Source organism: Lysobacter cavernae (genome assembly GCF_042648505.1).
GTDB lineage: Bacteria > Pseudomonadota > Gammaproteobacteria > Xanthomonadales > Xanthomonadaceae > Lysobacter_L > Lysobacter_L cavernae.
The window spans coordinates 53,982-70,819 of record NZ_JBHRXK010000005.1; the positions used below are offsets into that span (position 1 = coordinate 53,982).

Below are 16,838 nucleotides of genomic sequence, written 5' to 3' on the forward strand. Positions count from 1 at the left end.
CGTCGCGTCCGCGCGCTGCACTCAGCGCTGCCGTTGCAGCCACGCCACCGCGCCGCGCCCGGCGCGCAAGCCGCTGGCAAAACAGGCGGTGAGCAGGTAGCCGCCGGTCGGTGCCTCCCAATCGAGCATCTCGCCGGCACAGAACACGCCTTGCGCAATCCGGCCCGGCGGTGCCTTCAGCATCAAGGCCGGATCCAGCGCCTCCAGGCGCACACCGCCGGCGCTGCTGATCGCCTCGGCCAGCGGACGCGCGCGCAGCAGGCGCAGCGGCAGGCGTTTGATCGTGCGCGCCAACAGCGACAGGTCGTTGAGCTGGTCCTTGCTGAGCACCTCATACAGCAACGCCGCCTTGACCCCGCTGATGCCGGCTTGACGGCGCAGGTGCTCGCTGAGGCTGCGGCCGGCACGCGGCTTGGCGAGATCACTGTGCAGGCGTTCCAGGGCACGGCCCGGGGCCAGGTCCAGTTCGAGATGTGCTTCTCCCCGTGCCGCGATGGCATCGCGCAAGGTTGCCGACAGCGCATAGATCAGGCTGCCTTCGATGCCGGTTTCGGTGATCACGCATTCGCCCTGCAGCGCGTGCTCGACACCGGTCGCATCACGCCAGTGCGCGATGACCGGCTTGAGCGGTGCGCCGGCGTGGCGAGCGGCAAAGTGTGTGCTCCAGCCGATGTCGAAGCCGCAGTTGGACGGTTGCAGTGGCGCCACGTCGATGCCGTGGGCGAGCAGAACGTCCTGCCACGCGCCGTCGGAGCCCAGTTGCGGCCAGCTGCCACCGCCCAGCGCCAGTACCACCGCATCGGCCGGCACCGACTGCCCGCCATCGGGCGTGGCAAAGCGCAGGGCGCCGTCCTCGCGCCATCCCAGCCAGCGGTGCTGGACATGGAACCGCACACCGGCGTCGCGCAGTCGGCGCACCCAGCCGCGCAGCAGCGGCGCGGCCTTGCGGTCCGTCGGAAACACGCGACCGGAGCTGCCGATGTAGGTGTCGATGCCGAAGCCGCGGGCCCATTCGCGCAGCGCGTCGGCATCGAAATCGTCGAGCCAGGCCGCTACGTCGTGCTGACGGCTGCCGTAGCGGGTATCAAAGGCTGGGCGCGGTTCGCTGTGGGTGAGGTTGAGCCCGCCCTTGCCGGCAATCAGGAACTTGCGCCCGACCGAGCCCTTGGCCTCGTACACGTCGACCTCGATGCCGGCGCTACGCGCGACCTCTGCTGCCATCAGGCCGGCGGGGCCACCGCCGATGACGGCGAGACGGGGGAGGTGATCGGGTGCGGGCATGCGGCGACACGGCAACGGTAAGGGGCGCCATTATGCCGGCCCTGACCTGCGGCCCAGGTCACAGGGTCGGGTATCGTCGACAGTGGGGTTTATCTACAGAGGCGGCAATCGGATGGGATTGGGTTCGGGATTGGGGTGGGCGCGGGGCGCCGTGTTGGGCATGTCGCTGGCACTGTGCGGTGCGGCCTCGGCGCAGACGAGCGCGCCAGTCCTGCCGGCGCAGCTGCAGGACTTCGACGCCTATGTCGAGGGCGTGCGCAGGCAGTTCGACGTGCCCGGCATCGCCGTGGCGATCGTCAAGGACGGGCAGGTGGTGCTCGAGCGCGGCTTTGGGGTACGCCAGCTCGAAAACAACGCGCAGGGCAAGCCGTCACCGGTCGATGCGCACACGTTGTTCGCCATCGCGTCCAACACCAAGGCGTTCACTGCGGCCTCGCTGTCGATCCTTGCCGACGAGGGCAAGCTCAGTCTCGACGACCGCGTGATCGAGCACCTGCCGTGGTTCCGTATGTCAGATGCCTACGTCACCCAGGAGATGCGCGTGCGCGACCTGCTGGCCCATCGCAGCGGCCTGGGGCTGGGCGCCGGCGACCTGCTGTACTGGCCCGGCACCGACTACAGCACCGCCGAGGTCGCCCGTCGGCTCAAGGACGTGCCGTTGACCGGCAGTTTCCGTGGCCAGTACGCCTACGACAACATCCTGTACGGCGTGGCGCAGCTGGTGATCGAACAGGTCAGCGGGCAGTCGTATGCGCAGTTCCTGCAGCAACGCATCTTCAAGCCGCTGGGCATGAGCGAGACGCGCTTCAACAGCGATGCGCTGCGCAGGGGCGACAATGTCGCCACCGGTTACGCCAAAGCCGACTTCAAGGATCTGCAGCCGGCGCCGCGGATGGCATGGGGCAATGTTTCCGGTGCCGGCGGCATCTATTCCAGCGTGCACGACATCGGCAAGTGGATGCGCATGCAGCTCGACGGCGGCGTGTACCGCGACGACAAGGGCCGCGAGCAACGCTTGTTCAGCGAAAAGCGCCAGCAGGCGATGTGGTCGGTGATCACGCCGATCCCGATTGCCAAGCCGTCGGTGCCGCAACTCGAAGCCGCCAGGCCCAACTTCCTCGGTTACGGCGAAGGCTGGCAGCTGTCGGATTACCGTGGGCAGAAGCTGGTCTGGCACACCGGCGGCTGGCCCGGCATGGTGTCGCGGCTGACCCTGGTGCCGGAGCACAAGCTGGGCGTGATCGTGCTGACCAGTACCGAGTTGTCCGGCGCATTCAACGCAGTGACGATGCGCGTACTCGATGCCTATCTGGATGCGCCGAAGACCGACTGGAGCGCCGCCTACGCTGCCGCGCTGGCGAAGTCGCAGGACAAGGCCGACGAGGACTGGCAGAAACGCCTGAAGGCGCGCGCGGCCGGCTCCCAACCGTCACTGGCGCTGGCCAACTACACCGGAACCTACCGCGACCCGTGGTACGGCGACGTGCTCGTCGAGCAGCAGTCCGGCAAGCTGCTCCTTCGCTTCAGCCGCACCCCGGACCTGGTCGGCGAGCTCACGCACTGGCAGCACGACACCTTCGTGGTGCGCTGGAACCAGCGCTGGCTCAACGCCGACGCTTTCGTCACCTTCGCATTGACGCCCGACGGCGCGATCCGCGAGGTGCGGATGGAGGCGATCTCACCGCAGACCGATTTCAGTTTCGACTTCCACGACCTGCGCCTGGCACCGGTCAAGGCAGCAGGCGCAAGTTGAGGGTCAGCGCCCGGCAGGTGCGTGGTGATCGTCGCCGCCACGCACCGGGCGAGTACCTGCAGTGCGGCTTCACGATGTACGGTTACTGGCGTCGCCGCGCCGCGGGCTCTGGCCATTCTGGGGTGACGACGAAACGGGAGGAGAGGAGCATGGATCGATCGTGGTGGCAGGACACCCAGGACATTCCACGTTTGGTACGCGCTGTCTACGCCTGCATTTCCGGTCCGGCCGATGCGCCGCGCGACTGGGCGCGCTTCCGCTATCTGCAGCATCCGCGCGCGACCAGCCTGCGCACGGTGGTCGAAGCCGATGGCTCGACGCGCGCGGCCGTGTTCGATGTCGACAGCTACATCGCCGATGTCACGCCGTTCTTTGCTACCAACGACTTCTTCGAGGTCGAGACCGAGCAGCGCGTGCAGCGCTTCGGCCAGGTCGCCCACGTGTGGAGCCGCTACGAGGCGCGACCGGCGCTGGACTCGCCGGTGCTGCTCAAACGTGGTGCCAACAGCATCCAGTTGTGCCACGAGCACGGCCGCTGGTGGGTGTTCAGCACGATCTGGGACAACGAGCGCGAGGGCGTGACGTTCGACCTGTGGTGAGTACGGCATGCAATCGCGCCGACCGGCGCAACTGTGTAGTCACATGGATGAAACGCATCGGCGCTGGCATTGATCGCATGGCGCCCCCAATTCAGTAGTCCGTGCCCAGCGACGTGCCCGCATGATTCCGTTCTCCGTCCTCGATCTCGCCCCCGTCACCGAAGGCAGCGACGCCACGCAGGCGTTCGCCAACACGCTCGACCTGGCGCGCCATGCCGAGCGCCTGGGTTACCAGCGTTACTGGCTGGCCGAACACCACAACATGCCGGGCATCGCCAGCGCGGCGACCGCGGTGCTGATCGGCCACGTTGCCGGCGGCACGCGCACGATCCGCGTCGGCGCCGGCGGCATCATGCTGCCCAACCACGCGCCGCTGCAGGTGGCCGAGCAGTTCGGCACGCTGGCGTCGTTACATCCGGGGCGCATCGATCTAGGCCTGGGCCGCGCGCCGGGCACCGACCAGGCCACGGCGCGCGCATTGCGTCGCTATTTCGACGGTGCTGATACCTTTCCGCAGGATGTGGTCGAGCTGCTGCACTACTTCGAGCCGGCGCAGCCCGGCCAGGCGGTGCGCGCGGTGCCGGGGGCCGGCATCGAGGTGCCGGTGTGGTTGCTTGGCTCCAGCCTGTTTTCGGCGCAGCTGTCGGCGCGGCTCGGCTTGCCATTCGCGTTCGCCTCGCATTTCGCCCCCGATTCCATGGACGAGGCACTGGCGCTGTACCGGCGCGAGTTCCAGCCGTCGGCGCGCCTGCAGCAGCCGCACGCGATGCTGGCGCTGAACGTCATCGCCGCCGACAGCGATGCACAGGCGCGTTATCTGTTCACGACGCAACAGCAGGCCTTCGTCAACCTGCGTCGTGGTCGACCGGGGCTGATCCCGCCACCGATCGACGACATCGAGTCGTTCTGGGAGCCGCACGAGAAGCTCGGTGTCGAGCGGGCGCTGGCGTGCAGCGTCGTCGGCGCCGCGGATGGGGTCGAGCAGGGCATCCGCGCGTTCATTGAGCGGCATCGCCCTGACGAACTGCTGCTGACCGCCAACGTCTACGAGCATGCCGCGCGCGTGCGCTCATTCGAGATCTCGGCACAGGTGCGTGAACGACTGGGCTGAGGACTCATCGTCCTGGGATCAGACTCAGGTCCGCGCGATAGCTCCAGGTTTCCGTCTTGACCGTGGTCGCCGACGCCGTCAGGTCAGCCAGTGCGGCGGCATTGCCGCTGCGTTCGAGCAGCGTTTCGAGGCTGCGGCTGCGGTGGTCGTAACCGGCCTGGCCGTAGTGCGCGATCATCAGCATGTATTCCGGCGCGATACCGCCGTCGCGCTTCTCGTACCAGCTGTGCGCGGGCGCCGTGGCCTCGCCGAGCAGCACGGTCCGCGCGGCGCGCACAGCCTGCTCAAAGCATGGCTGCGTGCCCGGGCGCAATGTGTAGTGGAATACCTGCACGATCTCCGACGGTCGCCAGTGTTCCAGTGGCAATGCGGTGCTCAGCTCGCGGCGCAGGCGATAACTGGCGCGAAAAGCGGGCTCGGCATAGGCGGTGACGTTGCGTGCCGCATCCGCCTGGTCGCCGACGGGATCGATGCGCTGCTCGAAGGCGGCGAACGACGTGCCGAAGCTGCCGTCGACGAACAGGCCGGCGCGGTCGCCGTCGACGATGTCCCAGCCGAACCACGGCAGCGGGTCCTGGCGGTCGCGGTGCCAGCGCAGGTGGGCGCGGTAGCCGGCGTCGAACTGCGCTCGCATGCCCGGCTTTGGGGTGTAGGCGAACAGGTGCGCGGCATCGCCGCTGTCGATCAGTGTTTCCTCCGAGCGTACGGCTTGCGCCGTCAGCGATGGGGAGGCGACGGCCAGGGCCAGGACGAAGAACGGATGGATCGCGGCAGGCATGGCGCCACTCCGGTGGAATCGCCGGCAGGTTAGGGCGCCAGGCCGAGGCGGACCATTTCAAATATTCGCCGGGGTATTCCACGCCATAGAATGAAGCGATGGGACCCGACTTCAAGCGACTGTCCGTATTCCGCACGGTGGTGAACAGTGGTGGCGTCAATGCGGCGGCACGCGTGCTGCACAAGTCGCCATCAGCGGTCACCTACGACCTGCAGCAGTTGGAGCGGCAGTTGGGCGCGTCGCTGTTCCGCAAGTCCGGTCGGCGCCTGGTGCTGACCCCGCGTGGTCGAGCACTCGCCGCATCGATCGAACGCGCCTATCTGGACCTGCAACAGGCCTGGGAAGGGCTGGGCGATGCAAATGGACGCGAGCCGCTGCGCATCGCCTGCGTGTCCGGCTTCGGTCGTTATCGGCTGGTGCCGCGGCTGATGCGGATGATGCCGCCGGAACGGCCGGTCGAAGTGCTGTTCCGCACTGCCAGCGAAGTGCAGGCCCTGCTTGAGAGCGGCCGTGTCGCATTGGGTGTCAGTTATCGACCACTGGTGACGGCCGGTATCGTCTCGACGCCACTGGCGGAAGAGGAACTGGTGCTGGTCGGCCCGAAAACCCGCCGCGCGGCGCCCAGGCCGGAGGACATCCCGAAGCTGCCGTTCGTCACTTACGAGGAGTTCGACTACGTTTTCTTCCGCTGGTTCGAGGCCAATGGCTTGCCATTGCCGCAACCCTGGCATCGCGTCGATCACTTCGATGAACTGGAAGAGGCGTTGGAGAGCGTGGCCAGCGGCCGCGGCTGGTCGATCGTGCCGCTGGATTCAGCGTTGGGACGCGCTTACGGGAGCCGTTTGCGCGTGCACCGCCCGCGACGGCATGCCTGCATCAACGACATCCACCTTGTCGGCAGCGAGCACGAGTTGCGCGGCGAGGACGCCGCGTTGTTGATGCAAGCCGCCAAAGCGGGTTGAGCGACGGGAGCAGCGCGGCTCAGTGCTCGCGCACGTCGAGCAGCTCGACCTCGAACACCAGTGAGCCGTTTGGCGGGATCACGCCACCGGCGCCCTTGCGGCCGTAGCCGTACTCGGGCGGGAGCAGCAGCACGCGTTTGCCGCCGACGCGCATGCCGGCGACGCCGTCGTCCCAGCCACGGATCACACGGCCGGCGCCGAGCAGGAAGGTGAACGGCTCGTTGCGGTCGCGCGAGCTGTCGAACTTGCTGCCGTGCTTGTCCGGTGCCTTCTCGTCGTAGTTCCAGCCGGTGTAGTGCACGGTCACGTCCTGGCCTGACTTGGCGACGGCGCCATCGCCGACCTTCTCGTCGATGGTCTGGAACGCGGCGATCGTGCCACCCGGCGGCGGGCCAGGATCGGCGCAGGCGGCGAGGGCGAGACAGAGCAGCAGGCTGCAATTGCGCAGCAGGGCAGTGGTGTTCATCGAGCTAGCGTAACGCAGCGCGACGGGAGCAAGCTCAGTCCTGGTGGGCGCTTGTAGTAATGCGCGCACGTTCCTGTCGTTCAGCATGTCGTCTGCGGCTCAGTCCACCAGCGCGCCGCAACTGAGGTTGACGATGGCGCCGGTCATCGCGCCGGCACGGTCGGAGGCGACAAAAGTGGCGGTGTCGGCGACTTCCTGCAAGGTCGGCAGCCGCTTCAGCAGCGTTCCGGTCTGCGCGTGCGTGGCCAGCATTTCCTCGATGCTCAGACCGGTGCGTTGCGCGAAACCGGCAAAGACCTCGCGCGTGTGCGAATGAGCGACGGCCTCGGGAATCGCGTGCGGGCGCAGGCAGACCACGCGGATGCCGCTGGCACCGAGCTCGCCGGCAAGCAGGCGCGAGAACGCCTCGACCGCGGCACTGGCGACGCCGTTGCCGAGGAAGCCGGTGCCGCTCATGCGCGCGCCGGGCGTCGACAGCGACAGGATCACGCCGCCGCCGCGTGTGGCCATGTGCCGGGCGACGGCCTTGGCGACGATGAAGTGGGCACGGGCATAGGCGTCGACCGGATGCATGAAATCCTGCAGTGTCAGCTCGGCCAACGGCGGCCCCTGCACGTGGGTGAAGCCGACAGCATTGAAGGTGATGTCGATTCCGCCGGTAGCCTCGGCAATCGCATCGGCATGTGCGTCCACCGCCGCCTGATCGAGCACGTCGAGCGTGGCGACCTCGGCGTGACCGTCGGCAGCGACGATGTCGCGCGCCACGGCCTGCAACCGTGCCGGCGTGCGTCCTGCCAGGAACACCTGCGCGCCTTCACGCGCGAATGTGCGGGCGGTGGCTCCGCCGATGGCGCCACCGGCGCCGTAGATCACCGCGGTCTTGTTTTCCAGCAACATGTCGGATCTCCTGCGTTCGAAGCAAAGTCCATGGATCCCCGGCCACCGGGCATGGCCCGCAAGCAGCGGCGCGCATCGCTCCGTCTGCGCGGGGATGACGAGCTGTGATGCGCCTCAGTCGGCCGGCATGCGACGCGCGTACTCGGCCTCCAGGCGTGTGTGCGTGGCCCAGAAGCCAGGCGGCTCGCGGCCTTCGATGCGGTCGATCAGGATGCCCAGATGCACGTGCCAGCCGCTGGCGACGCTCAGCATCGTGTTGCGGTCCGGCAGACGGCTGTGCGTGACCACCAGCTGCACGCGATCGCCCTGCGCGCGCAGTTCGAAGCGCACTTCCGACTCCTTGCCCCAGGTGTAGGCCAGCAGGTGCGGCGGCTCGCAGGCGGTGATGGTGCCGGACATGCGGCTCTCGCCGGCGTACTGCGCGTACTTGGCCGGCGGCGGCTCGTCGTTGCGGGTGAGTTCGGAGTTGTGGAACACAAGCTCGACACTCCCACCGACGCGCTGGTCCATCTCGCCGGAGGCGAGCCAACTGGCGCGCTTTCCCGATTCGGTGAGGTAGTCCCAGACGCGTTCGATCGGGCCGGGCAGGCTGCGCTCGATGCGCACGGTGCCGGGGGCGATGACGGTGCCGAAATCGTTCATGACGAGCTCCTTGTGATCGGGTGTGGGTTGGGTGCTTGGCCGCCGAGTTGCCGCACGAGCCCGGCCAGCACGTTGACGCGGATCGTGACCGTGTCGTGATGGGTCATCGCGGTTTCCCCGGTGTCTTCGTCTTCCTGGGCTTGCTGGTGGAGGTGCCGGCGGCGCGATCCTCGGCCTGCAGCAGCGCATCAAGCGCATCCAGGCGCTGGTTCCAGAACTGCTCGTAGTAGCGCATCCATTCCATGCCGCCGTGCAGGGGGTGCGCGTCCAGCCGACAGACGTGGGTGCGGCCCTGCACGCTGCGCTGCACCAGGCCGGCGCGCTCGAGCACCTTGATGTGCTTGGACGCGGCCGCCAGCGACATCTCGAAGGGCGCGGCCAGTTCGCCGACGCTGCGTTGCTGCTGCGCCAGGCTGCGCAGCATCGCCCGCCGCGTGGGGTCGGCGAGTGCGCTGAACACGGCGTCGAGCCGCTCGGAATTATTGTCAACCATAAGGTTGAATCTGCTCTCCGTGGCGGGAATTGTCAACCATCTGGTGAAATATTTCCGGCAGACCCAGCAGTCGGCCCCAGCTTGAAAGGCCTCTGGCCAATACCGGCCTGTATTCACGTTATCGCTTAGTGAACAATCCGCGCGAAAACAAACAGGACGGTCCGCATGCCACACGCCAGCAAGCCTGCGCCATCAAGGCATTACGGCAAGCACCGCGGTGTGGTGATCGACAGCATCGATCCGATGCAACTGGGCCGCGTGCTGGTGCAGGTGCCGCATGTGCTCGGTGCCGGGGTGGCGCGCTGGGCGATGCCGTGCGTGCCGGTGGCCGGCCATCAAAGCGGCGTGTTCCTGCTGCCGTCGGTGGGGGCGCCGGTCTGGATCGAGTTCGAACAAGGCGATGCCGAATTGCCGATCTGGGTCGGCGGCTATTGGGTCGACGCGGCCGAGTTGCCGTCGTCTGCGCATGCCGGCCTGGCCGGGGCGTCGGGTCTGGTGTTGTTGCAGACGCCGGGCCAGAACGCGCTGACGATCTCGGACCAGTCCGGCCCCGAAGGCGGCGTCGTGCTGAGGGCACAGTCCGGGGCGACGATCGTGATCAACGAGGCCGGCATCACCATCAGCAACGGCCACGGCGCCAGCATCGTCCTGGCCGGGCCGATGGTGACGATCAACGAAGGCGCGTTGACGGTGATGTAGCGATGGCGATGCAGGGACCAAACCAGCGGGAGCGCGAATCATGCCGGGCGCGGTGATGCACCTGGGCGCCAGCGTGACCTGCGCGCACGGCGGGCCGGCGACGCCGACCGCGCCCTACACCCGCGTCACCCTGGGCGGCCGACCGGTGGTGACGGTGGCTGCACCGTACACGATCGCCTACTGCAACCTGCCGCCCGCGGCCGCGGCACTGCGCTGCAGTGCCGGGCAATGGCTGGCCGGCAGCACGCGCGTATTCGCCGGAGGCCGCGCGCTGGTGCTCGACAGCAGTCCGTCACTGTGCGTGCCGAACGGCGCGGCGATGGTGGTGCTGGAATGCCAGGCGCGGGTGACGGCGGCCTGATCCGCATGCGCTCAGCCGGCCAGAAGCCGGCGCAGCATGCTTCCACTACACGGCTTTGCCGGCGGCGTGGCCGGAGGCCCAGGCCCACTGGAAGTTGTAGCCGCCGAGCCAGCCGGTGACGTCGAGCACCTCGCCGATGAAGTACAGCCCGGGCACGCGCCTGGACTGCAGCGTGCTGGACGAGACTTCATCGGTGTCGATGCCGCCGAGGGTGACCTCGGCGGTGCGGTAGCCCTCGGTGCCACTGGCGACCAAGGGCCAGCTTTGCAGCACCTGCGCCAGCTCGCGCAATTGCGGCGCGTTGTACTGCTTCATCGGTTTGTTCGGCAGCCACACCTCGCACAGGCGCTGCGCGAAACGCTTGGGCAGCAGTTCGGCGAGCACGGTCTTGAGTTCGGCGGCGGGGCGCTCGTGCTGCAGCTGCTGCAGGGTGTCCAGCGCGTCGCGCCCGGGCAGCAGGTCCAGGCGCAGGTCGTCGCCGGGTTGCCAGTACGACGAGATCTGCAGGATCGACGGGCCGCTGACGCCACGGTGGGTGACCAGCAGGAAGTTGCTGAAGCTCTGGCCATTGCACTGGGCGGTGACCGGCAGGGCGACGCCGCTGAGATCGGCCAGCCGCTCCTGGTGCTTGCCGCTGAGCGTCAGCGGCACCAGCCCGGCGCGCGTGGGCAGTACGTGGTGGCCGAACTGGCGTGCCAACTCATAGCCGAAGCCGCTGGCGCCCATGCTCGGGATCGACAGGCCGCCGCTGGCAACCACCAGCGCCGGTGCGGCGAAGTTGCCGCGCGTGGTGTGCAGGCGGAACAACATCCCGCCAGAAGCGTGGCCAGCAGCCGTGCCGCCAGCCGCCGCTGCGCTGTCGCCATGGGCGACGCGCTCGATGCTGCAACTGGTTTCGATGCGCACGCCGGCGGCATGGCACTCGTCGAGCAGCATCTTCACGATCAGCTTTGACGATACGTCGCAGAACAGCTGGCCGAGTTCCTTCTCGTGCCAGGCAATGCCGTGCCGCTCGACCATCGCGATGAAGTCCCACGGCGTGTAGCGCGCCAGTGCTGACTTGCAGAAGTGTGGATTGGCCGAGAGGTAGTTGGCCGGCGTGGTGCCGGTGTTGGTGAAATTGCAGCGGCCGCCGCCGGACATCAGGATCTTCTTGCCGACCCGGTTGGCGTGCTCGACCACCAGCACGCGCAGGCCGCGTTGGCCGGCGGTGAGCGCGCACATCAATCCGGCCGCGCCACCGCCAACGATCAGGACGTCGAAGGTGTCGGCCATGCGCTCAGGCAGCAGCGGCCAGGCGCACGGTCGGGCGCAGGGCGACGTTGGCACTGTCGCTCATCAGTTGCAGCTCACCGTCCTGGATCATCGCGGTCAGGCGCATGCCGCGCCCTAACAGGGCCGCCACCGAGGCGACGCTGGCCGCGTCGATGTCGATCACGGTCAGGTTCTTGAGCCGTGCCAGCGCGGCGGCGTTCTTGTCCCACCAGATATCGGCGCCGTTGCCGCTGTAGGTCAGCACCACCACCTGGCGCGCGCGCCCGCAGGCCTTGCGCAGGCGCGACTCGTCGGGCTGGCCCAGCTCGATCCACTGCTCGATGTCGCCGGTGTAGTCGCGCCGCCACAACGCCGGCTCGTCCTCGTCGCTGAGGCCGCGGCCGAACTCCAGGCGCTCGTCGGCGTGCAGGGCGAACGCCAGCAGCCGCACCATCAGCCGCTCGTCGGTTTCCGACGGGTGCTGGGCGAGGGTCAGGTTGTGCGACGCGTAGTAGTGCCGATCCATGTCGCTGACCTGCAATTCGGCTTTGACGACGGTGGATTTGGGTGCCATGGACTGCCTGCGGCGAATGCCGGGTGAAAACCAGGGCGCATTCTAGGTGCTGGCGACCGGCGCGTCCGATTGGATGCGCGGCCGCCGCGTCAATCGGGCGGCGCACCCGGCGAGGATCGGTGCCGACCAGTCTGTGTTTGCGTCAGACTGACCGACCTTCCCGCTCGGAACCCGCCACCGTTGCCCGCCATTCCCTTGCTCGATGGGCTCGCCGCGAGTCGCCTGCAGTTGCCGCCCGGGCCGTGGGCGACGGTGCTGGAGGGGCTGTGCGCGCAATTCCCGGCGATCGGGCGTGAACAGTGGCGCGACCGCTTCGCGCGCGGGCGCGTGCTCGATGCGCGCGGCGCGGCGCTGGCACAGGACGCGCCGTACCGCGTGGGCAGTCAGATTCACTACTACCGCGAAGTGGCAGACGAGCCGTCGATCCCGTTCGCTGAGTGGGTCGTGCACGTCGACGATGACCTGGTCGTTGCCGACAAGCCGCACTTCCTGCCGGTGGTGCCGGCCGGGCGCTTCGTACGCGAAACCCTGCTGGCGCGGCTGGTGCGCACGCTCGGCAATCCACAGCTGGTGCCGTTGCACCGGATCGATCGCGACACCGCCGGGCTGGTGCTGTTCTCGGCCAATCCGGTCACGCGTGCGGCGTACCAGGCGCTGTTCCGTGAGCGTCGCATCGACAAGGGCTACGAGGCGCTCGCGCCGGCGCTGCCACAGCAGGTCTTCCCGCTGGTGCGGCATTCGCGGATCGAACCGGGCGAGCCGTTCTTCCGCATGCACGAAACTCCGGGTGAACCGAACAGCGAGACCCGCATCGACGCAGTGGCGCGCGATGACGGCATCTGGCGCTACGCACTGGCGCCGGTGACGGGACGCAAGCACCAGTTGCGCGTGCACCTGGCCGCGCTGGGCGCGCCGATCCTCAACGACCCGTTCTATCCGGTGCTGGCCCGGCAGAGTGCCGATGACTATGCGCGCCCGTTGAAGCTGCTGGCCCGATCGCTGGTGTTCATTGATCCGCTCAGCGGTGAGGAACGCCGGTTCGAGAGCGGCTTCGTTTTGTAGCCGGGCTTGGACGCTGGGATGTCGCGTCCGGCCTCCATCCGGCGTCATTCCGAACATCTCCGCCCCGTGTCATTCCGAGCGCAGTGAGGGATCTGCTGCTTTGAAGCAGATCCTTCGCTTCGCTCAAGATGGCAAACGAAGAAACTGCCCTAGACCCACTCGCGCGAAGGCAGGGTGTAGCGCCGCTGCGGGCATCCGACCAGGTCGAGAAAACCGTTGAACACGGCGTCGGCCTGCGCCTGCATCGCCATGATGTGTTTGCCGGTGCGGGCACGGATGGTCTGTTCGTCGCTGGCGTGGCCGGGCTCCAGGCCCGCCAGCTCGGCCAGTTCGGCGCGATAGCCCGGATTGGCCAGCCAGCGGTCGATCAAGCGCTCGTCCATTTCCAGGTGGAACTGGAAGCCGTAGGCGTTGTCGCCGTAGCGGAAGGCCTGCGGTTCGCAGCTGTCGGTGCGGGCCAGGTGGGTCGCACCCTGCGGCACGTCGAAGCTGTAGCGGTGCCACTGGAACACCGGCGTGCCTGGCCCCAATGGCGCCAGCACCGGGTCGGCCTGGCCGGCCGCGGTGGTGTGCAGCGGGTACCAGCCGATCTCGGGCTGGTGGTGCCGCTGCACCGGCGCGCCGAGCACGTGCGCCAGCAGCTGCGCGCCGAGGCAGATGCCAAGCACCGGCTTGCCTTGCACGAGCATGCGCTCGATCGCGCGCATCTCCGTCAGCAGGTGCGCACGGTGCGCGCTGTCCTCGACGTTCATCGGCCCGCCCAGCACGATCAGGCCGCGGTAGCGGTCGACATTGGGCTGCACGTCCGGGTGGCGTTCGAAGTTGGTGAAACGGATGCGGTGGCCGCGCCGCCGGATCAGTGGATCGAGCGTGCCGAGCGGTTCGGCGGCAACGTGTTGGAAGACAAGCAGGCGGGACATGGCGCGGACGGGCAGTGCGGCGATTCGCCACCGACTATGCCAAATCCATGTCCGCGAGCGGTGTTGCGGGGGATCACGGCGTCATGACCGTTCGTCATGACGCCGTGACTGGCCGGATTCAACGCGGCGGACGCGGCTTGCCCGGCTTGTGGAAGCCGCCGGGCTTGTGCGGGCCGGCCCCGTGCGGCTTGCCACCGTGGGGCCGGGGCGCGCGGGGTGGGCGGCGCTCGTCGTCGAAAGCGCGGCCTTCGGCGCGGTGCGGACGCTGGCCATGATCGCCGCCTTCGCCGGCGTGGCTGATGCGCAGCTGCTGGCCGGCGACGCGCACGCGCTTGAGGTGGTCCATGATCTCGCGCGGCATGCCCTCGGGCAGGTCGATCAGGCTGTGGTCGTCGCGGATGTCGATGCGGCCGATGTAGCGGCTTTCCAGCTCGGCCTCGTTGGCGATCGCGCCGACGATGTTGCCGGGTTTGACGCCGTGCACGTGGCCGACCTCGATGCGGAAGGTCTCCATGCCGGGTTCCGACTGGTGCGGAGCACGCGGTTCGCGGCGCGGTGCCGGCGCCTCGTCGTCGAACATGGCTTCGGCGGCGTTGACCGGACGGTCGCCGCTGCGCTCGATGTGGACCGGCGGGGTGAATTGGCGCTCGGCATGACGCGGACGCTCGTCGCGCGCTTCGAACGGCCTGGGTTCGAATTGACGCGCCTCGCGCGGCGGACGGGCGTCACCGCGGTCGCGGGAATGCTCGTGGCGCTCGCGCGGGCCGCGCTCGGACGGTCCTCGCGACGACGGCCCCCGCTCGCCACGTTCGAAAGGCGCGCCCTGCGACGGCCGCAGTCGTTCGGCGGTCACGTCCAGCAGCAGTGGCATGTCGCCCTGCACCAGCTTGGCCAGGGCGGCGGCGATCTCCACCGCCGGCACGTTCTGCTCGCGCTCGTAGCGCTCGACCAGGTCGCGGAACTGCCCCAACTCATCGCTTTCCAGCGCGGTGGTGATGCGGCCGAGGAAGCGATTGACGCGCTGCTCGTTGACCGTCTCGATGGTCGGCAACGACATCTGCTCGATCGGCTGGCGGGTGGCACGCTCGATCGCGCGCAGCATGCCGCGTTCGCGCGGGCTCACGAACAGGATCGCCTCGCCCTTGCGGCCGGCGCGGCCGGTGCGGCCGATGCGGTGCACGTAGCTTTCGGTGTCGTAGGGGATGTCGTAGTTCAGCACATGGCTGATGCGCTCGACATCGAGGCCGCGCGCAGCGACGTCGGTCGCCACCAGCACGTCGATCTTGCCGTCCTTGAGGTTCTGGATGGTCTTCTCGCGCTGTGCCTGCTGCACGTCGCCGTTGATGGCGGCGGCGGCGATGCCGCGCGCGGCCAGTTTCTCGGCCAGCTCCTCGGTGGCGAGCTTGGTGCGGGCGAACACGATCATCGCGTCGAATGGTTCGGCTTCGAGGATGCGGGTGATCGCGTCGAGCTTGTGCATGCCGCTGACCGCCCAATAACGCTGGCGGATATTGGCCGCGGTGGTGGTCTTGGCCTTGATCGAGACCTCGACCGGGTCCTTCAGGTAGGTCTGGGCGATGCGCTTGATCGGCGCCGGCATGGTCGCCGAGAACAGCGCGACCTGGCGCGTTTCCGGGGTCTTCTTCAGCACCGCCTCGACGTCGTCGATGAAGCCCATGCGCAGCATCTCGTCGGCTTCGTCGAGGACCAGGCAGCGCAGTTGCGACAGATCGAGCGAGCCGCGCTCGAGGTGGTCGATGATGCGGCCCGGGGTGCCGACCACGACCTGCACGCCGCGCTTGAGCGCCTGCAGCTGCGGGTAGTAGCTCTGGCCGCCGTAGATCGGCAGCACGTGGAAGCCGGGCAGGTGGTGGGCGTACTTCTGGAACGCCTCGGCGACCTGGATCGCCAGTTCGCGGGTCGGCGCCAGCACCAGCACCTGCGGCTTGGTCTGGGCCGGGTCGATGCGGGCCAACGCCGGCAGCGCGAACGCGGCGGTCTTGCCGGTGCCGGTCTGGGCCTGGCCGAGCACGTCGCGACCGGCCAGCAGCGGCGGGATGGTGGCGGCCTGGATCGGCGAGGGCGACTCGTAGCCGACCTCGGCCAAGGCGCGCAGCAGCGGTTCCGGCAGGGCGAGATCGGTGAATTTCAGGGACGGGGCGTCAGCAGAGGGCGTTTCGGCGCTCATGGGAAAGGGCTCGGTAGCGCCGGCAGACGCCGGTCGGAAGACCGCGCATTGTACCGGACGGGCGCGTATCGGCCCCGTGGACGCTACGGGGCGCTGAACCGTGAGTCAGCGGCGCGCCAGCCAGCGGTCGAGCCGGTTGGCGAAGGCCTGCCGGTAGCGGGCATGGAACACCGGCGGGCCGCCGGTCTGGACACCGGCGCCGCGCAGTTCGTCCATGAGTGCGCATCGACAGGCGCTGGGCGATGTTGTCGCGGGTGTAAAGATCGCCGCGTGGGTTCAGCGCCACCCCACCTTTTTCCAGCACCAGTGCCGCCAGCGGAATGTCCTGGGAGCCACTGGTTGGCGACCAGAGTGACCTGGACCCGCGCACGCTGGCGCGGCGCGGAACAGGATCTCGCGGATCACGCCGGGGCAGGCATCGGTGTCGACCCAGATCCGCGGCGCCTCGGCCGCGGCGCCGTCATGGGCGGTGTCGTCACTCATGTGGGCCACGCCGCCGCAGCGGCCACCGGCCGGTTATTCGCCCGTCTTGTTACCGGACGTGTCGGCGGCGGCGGGGTTTGCCGCGTCCTTGGCGGCCTGCTTCTTCGCCTGCTTTTCGTCCTGTTTCTTCTTCTTGGCGATCTCGCGCTGTCGCTTTTCGAAGGAGTAATTGGGCTTGGCCATGGGGGCGGTCTCGTCTTGGTAATGCCGCCAGTCTAGGCCATCGGCGCCTCATCCCCTAAATCATGCGCAGACATGCCGTTTCTGACGTCCTGGCTGGGTAATCTGCCGGCTTGGGTAACATGCCCGCATTGC

Annotated in this window: 19 protein-coding genes and 1 pseudogene; 7 read left to right on the forward strand and 13 right to left on the reverse strand. The window is 68.3% G+C overall.

Features of this window, described 5'->3' with window-relative positions:
- Window positions 1-21: 21 nt before the first annotated feature.
- Complete coding sequence (locus ACFOLC_RS11905; RefSeq protein ID WP_386759480.1) at window positions 22-1,281, reverse strand: TIGR03862 family flavoprotein; 1,260 nt, start codon at window positions 1,279-1,281, stop codon at window positions 22-24.
- A 112-nt stretch (window positions 1,282-1,393) separates the two neighbouring features.
- On the opposite strand from ACFOLC_RS11905, the gene ACFOLC_RS11910 reads away from it, so the two are divergent.
- The 3 genes from ACFOLC_RS11910 to ACFOLC_RS11920 all read left to right on the forward strand — a co-directional run bounded on the left by ACFOLC_RS11910 (window position 1,394) and on the right by ACFOLC_RS11920 (window position 4,744).
- Window positions 1,394-3,034 carry a serine hydrolase gene (locus ACFOLC_RS11910; protein WP_386759481.1) on the forward strand — a complete coding sequence of 547 codons (1,641 nt, stop codon included), beginning with the start codon at window positions 1,394-1,396 and terminating at the stop codon, window positions 3,032-3,034.
- A gap of 149 nt (window positions 3,035-3,183) precedes the next feature.
- A complete protein-coding gene (locus tag ACFOLC_RS11915) occupies window positions 3,184-3,633 on the forward strand; it encodes a hypothetical protein (protein ID WP_386759482.1) in 450 nt (149 codons plus the stop codon).
- 121 nt (window positions 3,634-3,754) lie between these two features.
- On the forward strand, window positions 3,755-4,744 hold the full coding sequence (locus tag ACFOLC_RS11920; RefSeq protein WP_386759483.1) for an LLM class flavin-dependent oxidoreductase: 990 nt from the start codon (window positions 3,755-3,757) through the stop codon (window positions 4,742-4,744).
- A 4-nt stretch (window positions 4,745-4,748) separates the two neighbouring features.
- On the opposite strand, the gene ACFOLC_RS11925 is transcribed toward ACFOLC_RS11920, so the two are convergent.
- Window positions 4,749-5,522 (reverse strand): hypothetical protein, encoded by a 774-nt coding sequence (locus ACFOLC_RS11925; protein ID WP_386759484.1) that lies wholly within the window; start codon window positions 5,520-5,522, stop codon window positions 4,749-4,751.
- Window positions 5,523-5,620: 98 nt separating this feature from the next.
- On the opposite strand from ACFOLC_RS11925, the gene ACFOLC_RS11930 reads away from it, so the two are divergent.
- The gene (locus ACFOLC_RS11930) at window positions 5,621-6,484 is read left to right on the forward strand and encodes a LysR family transcriptional regulator (protein WP_386759485.1); all 864 of its coding nucleotides are present in this window, start codon (window positions 5,621-5,623) and stop codon (window positions 6,482-6,484) included.
- Between the two features lie 19 nt (window positions 6,485-6,503).
- Here ACFOLC_RS11930 and ACFOLC_RS11935 read toward each other — a convergent pair whose 3' ends face one another.
- The 4 genes from ACFOLC_RS11935 to ACFOLC_RS11950 all read right to left on the reverse strand — a co-directional run bounded on the left by ACFOLC_RS11935 (window position 6,504) and on the right by ACFOLC_RS11950 (window position 8,982).
- Window positions 6,504-6,950: an FKBP-type peptidyl-prolyl cis-trans isomerase gene (locus ACFOLC_RS11935; RefSeq protein ID WP_386759486.1), complete on the reverse strand. Its 447-nt coding sequence runs from the start codon at window positions 6,948-6,950 to the stop codon at window positions 6,504-6,506.
- Between the two features lie 99 nt (window positions 6,951-7,049).
- The gene (locus ACFOLC_RS11940; protein ID WP_386759487.1) at window positions 7,050-7,847 is read right to left on the reverse strand and encodes an SDR family NAD(P)-dependent oxidoreductase; all 798 of its coding nucleotides are present in this window, start codon (window positions 7,845-7,847) and stop codon (window positions 7,050-7,052) included.
- Between the two features lie 114 nt (window positions 7,848-7,961).
- Window positions 7,962-8,489, reverse strand: a complete 528-nt coding sequence (locus ACFOLC_RS11945; protein ID WP_386759488.1) for an SRPBCC family protein — start codon at window positions 8,487-8,489, stop codon at window positions 7,962-7,964.
- Window positions 8,490-8,592: 103 nt separating this feature from the next.
- A complete protein-coding gene (locus tag ACFOLC_RS11950; RefSeq protein ID WP_386759489.1) occupies window positions 8,593-8,982 on the reverse strand; it encodes an ArsR/SmtB family transcription factor in 390 nt (129 codons plus the stop codon).
- Between the two features lie 165 nt (window positions 8,983-9,147).
- On the opposite strand from ACFOLC_RS11950, the gene ACFOLC_RS11955 reads away from it, so the two are divergent.
- Window positions 9,148-9,681: a phage baseplate assembly protein V gene (locus ACFOLC_RS11955; RefSeq protein ID WP_386759490.1), complete on the forward strand. Its 534-nt coding sequence runs from the start codon at window positions 9,148-9,150 to the stop codon at window positions 9,679-9,681.
- 40 nt (window positions 9,682-9,721) lie between these two features.
- On the forward strand, window positions 9,722-10,042 hold the full coding sequence (locus tag ACFOLC_RS11960) for a hypothetical protein (RefSeq protein ID WP_386759491.1): 321 nt from the start codon (window positions 9,722-9,724) through the stop codon (window positions 10,040-10,042).
- A 45-nt stretch (window positions 10,043-10,087) separates the two neighbouring features.
- Here ACFOLC_RS11960 and ACFOLC_RS11965 read toward each other — a convergent pair whose 3' ends face one another.
- Entirely contained in the window at window positions 10,088-11,317 is a 1,230-nt protein-coding gene (locus ACFOLC_RS11965) for a BaiN/RdsA family NAD(P)/FAD-dependent oxidoreductase (RefSeq protein ID WP_386759492.1), read from the reverse strand.
- A 4-nt stretch (window positions 11,318-11,321) separates the two neighbouring features.
- Entirely contained in the window at window positions 11,322-11,870 is a 549-nt protein-coding gene (locus ACFOLC_RS11970; RefSeq protein WP_386759493.1) for a YaeQ family protein, read from the reverse strand.
- A 195-nt stretch (window positions 11,871-12,065) separates the two neighbouring features.
- Here ACFOLC_RS11970 and ACFOLC_RS11975 point away from each other — a divergent pair, with 195 nt between their 5' ends.
- Window positions 12,066-12,932, forward strand: coding sequence for a pseudouridine synthase (locus ACFOLC_RS11975; RefSeq protein WP_386759610.1), 867 nt, complete (start codon window positions 12,066-12,068; stop codon window positions 12,930-12,932).
- Between the two features lie 149 nt (window positions 12,933-13,081).
- Here ACFOLC_RS11975 and ACFOLC_RS11980 read toward each other — a convergent pair whose 3' ends face one another.
- The 5 genes and pseudogenes from ACFOLC_RS11980 to ACFOLC_RS12000 all read right to left on the reverse strand — a co-directional run bounded on the left by ACFOLC_RS11980 (window position 13,082) and on the right by ACFOLC_RS12000 (window position 16,706).
- Window positions 13,082-13,852, reverse strand: coding sequence for a type 1 glutamine amidotransferase (locus ACFOLC_RS11980; RefSeq protein WP_386759494.1), 771 nt, complete (start codon window positions 13,850-13,852; stop codon window positions 13,082-13,084).
- 118 nt (window positions 13,853-13,970) lie between these two features.
- Window positions 13,971-16,040: a DEAD/DEAH box helicase gene (locus tag ACFOLC_RS11985; RefSeq protein ID WP_386759495.1), complete on the reverse strand. Its 2,070-nt coding sequence runs from the start codon at window positions 16,038-16,040 to the stop codon at window positions 13,971-13,973.
- A gap of 105 nt (window positions 16,041-16,145) precedes the next feature.
- Window positions 16,146-16,410 (reverse strand): annotated as a pseudogene (locus tag ACFOLC_RS11990) (DUF188 domain-containing protein).
- Window positions 16,317-16,523 carry a hypothetical protein gene (locus ACFOLC_RS11995; RefSeq protein WP_386759619.1) on the reverse strand — a complete coding sequence of 69 codons (207 nt, stop codon included), beginning with the start codon at window positions 16,521-16,523 and terminating at the stop codon, window positions 16,317-16,319. Before ACFOLC_RS11995 ends, ACFOLC_RS11990 begins: the two are co-directional and overlap by 94 nt.
- Window positions 16,524-16,556: 33 nt before the next feature.
- Window positions 16,557-16,706, reverse strand: a complete 150-nt coding sequence (locus ACFOLC_RS12000; protein ID WP_386759496.1) for a hypothetical protein — start codon at window positions 16,704-16,706, stop codon at window positions 16,557-16,559.
- Window positions 16,707-16,838 lie beyond the last annotated feature (132 nt).

Bases quoted from the DNA above. Each gene is read 5' to 3' on its own strand.
- ACFOLC_RS11905 (WP_386759480.1), bottom strand. From the start codon at position 1,281: ATGCCCGCACCCGATCACCTCCCCCGTCTCGCCGTCATCGGCGGTGGC.
- ACFOLC_RS11910 (WP_386759481.1), top strand. From the start codon at position 1,394: ATGGGATTGGGTTCGGGATTGGGGTGGGCGCGGGGCGCCGTGTTGGGC.
- ACFOLC_RS11915 (WP_386759482.1), top strand. From the start codon at position 3,184: ATGGATCGATCGTGGTGGCAGGACACCCAGGACATTCCACGTTTGGTA.
- ACFOLC_RS11920 (WP_386759483.1), top strand. From the start codon at position 3,755: ATGATTCCGTTCTCCGTCCTCGATCTCGCCCCCGTCACCGAAGGCAGC.
- ACFOLC_RS11925 (WP_386759484.1), bottom strand. From the start codon at position 5,522: ATGCCTGCCGCGATCCATCCGTTCTTCGTCCTGGCCCTGGCCGTCGCC.
- ACFOLC_RS11930 (WP_386759485.1), top strand. From the start codon at position 5,621: ATGGGACCCGACTTCAAGCGACTGTCCGTATTCCGCACGGTGGTGAAC.
- ACFOLC_RS11935 (WP_386759486.1), bottom strand. From the start codon at position 6,950: ATGAACACCACTGCCCTGCTGCGCAATTGCAGCCTGCTGCTCTGTCTC.
- ACFOLC_RS11940 (WP_386759487.1), bottom strand. From the start codon at position 7,847: ATGTTGCTGGAAAACAAGACCGCGGTGATCTACGGCGCCGGTGGCGCC.
- ACFOLC_RS11945 (WP_386759488.1), bottom strand. From the start codon at position 8,489: ATGAACGATTTCGGCACCGTCATCGCCCCCGGCACCGTGCGCATCGAG.
- ACFOLC_RS11950 (WP_386759489.1), bottom strand. From the start codon at position 8,982: ATGGTTGACAATAATTCCGAGCGGCTCGACGCCGTGTTCAGCGCACTC.
- ACFOLC_RS11955 (WP_386759490.1), top strand. From the start codon at position 9,148: ATGCCACACGCCAGCAAGCCTGCGCCATCAAGGCATTACGGCAAGCAC.
- ACFOLC_RS11960 (WP_386759491.1), top strand. From the start codon at position 9,722: ATGCCGGGCGCGGTGATGCACCTGGGCGCCAGCGTGACCTGCGCGCAC.
- ACFOLC_RS11965 (WP_386759492.1), bottom strand. From the start codon at position 11,317: ATGGCCGACACCTTCGACGTCCTGATCGTTGGCGGTGGCGCGGCCGGA.
- ACFOLC_RS11970 (WP_386759493.1), bottom strand. From the start codon at position 11,870: ATGGCACCCAAATCCACCGTCGTCAAAGCCGAATTGCAGGTCAGCGAC.
- ACFOLC_RS11980 (WP_386759494.1), bottom strand. From the start codon at position 13,852: ATGTCCCGCCTGCTTGTCTTCCAACACGTTGCCGCCGAACCGCTCGGC.
- ACFOLC_RS11985 (WP_386759495.1), bottom strand. From the start codon at position 16,040: ATGAGCGCCGAAACGCCCTCTGCTGACGCCCCGTCCCTGAAATTCACC.
- ACFOLC_RS11995 (WP_386759619.1), bottom strand. From the start codon at position 16,523: ATGAGTGACGACACCGCCCATGACGGCGCCGCGGCCGAGGCGCCGCGG.
- ACFOLC_RS12000 (WP_386759496.1), bottom strand. From the start codon at position 16,706: ATGGCCAAGCCCAATTACTCCTTCGAAAAGCGACAGCGCGAGATCGCC.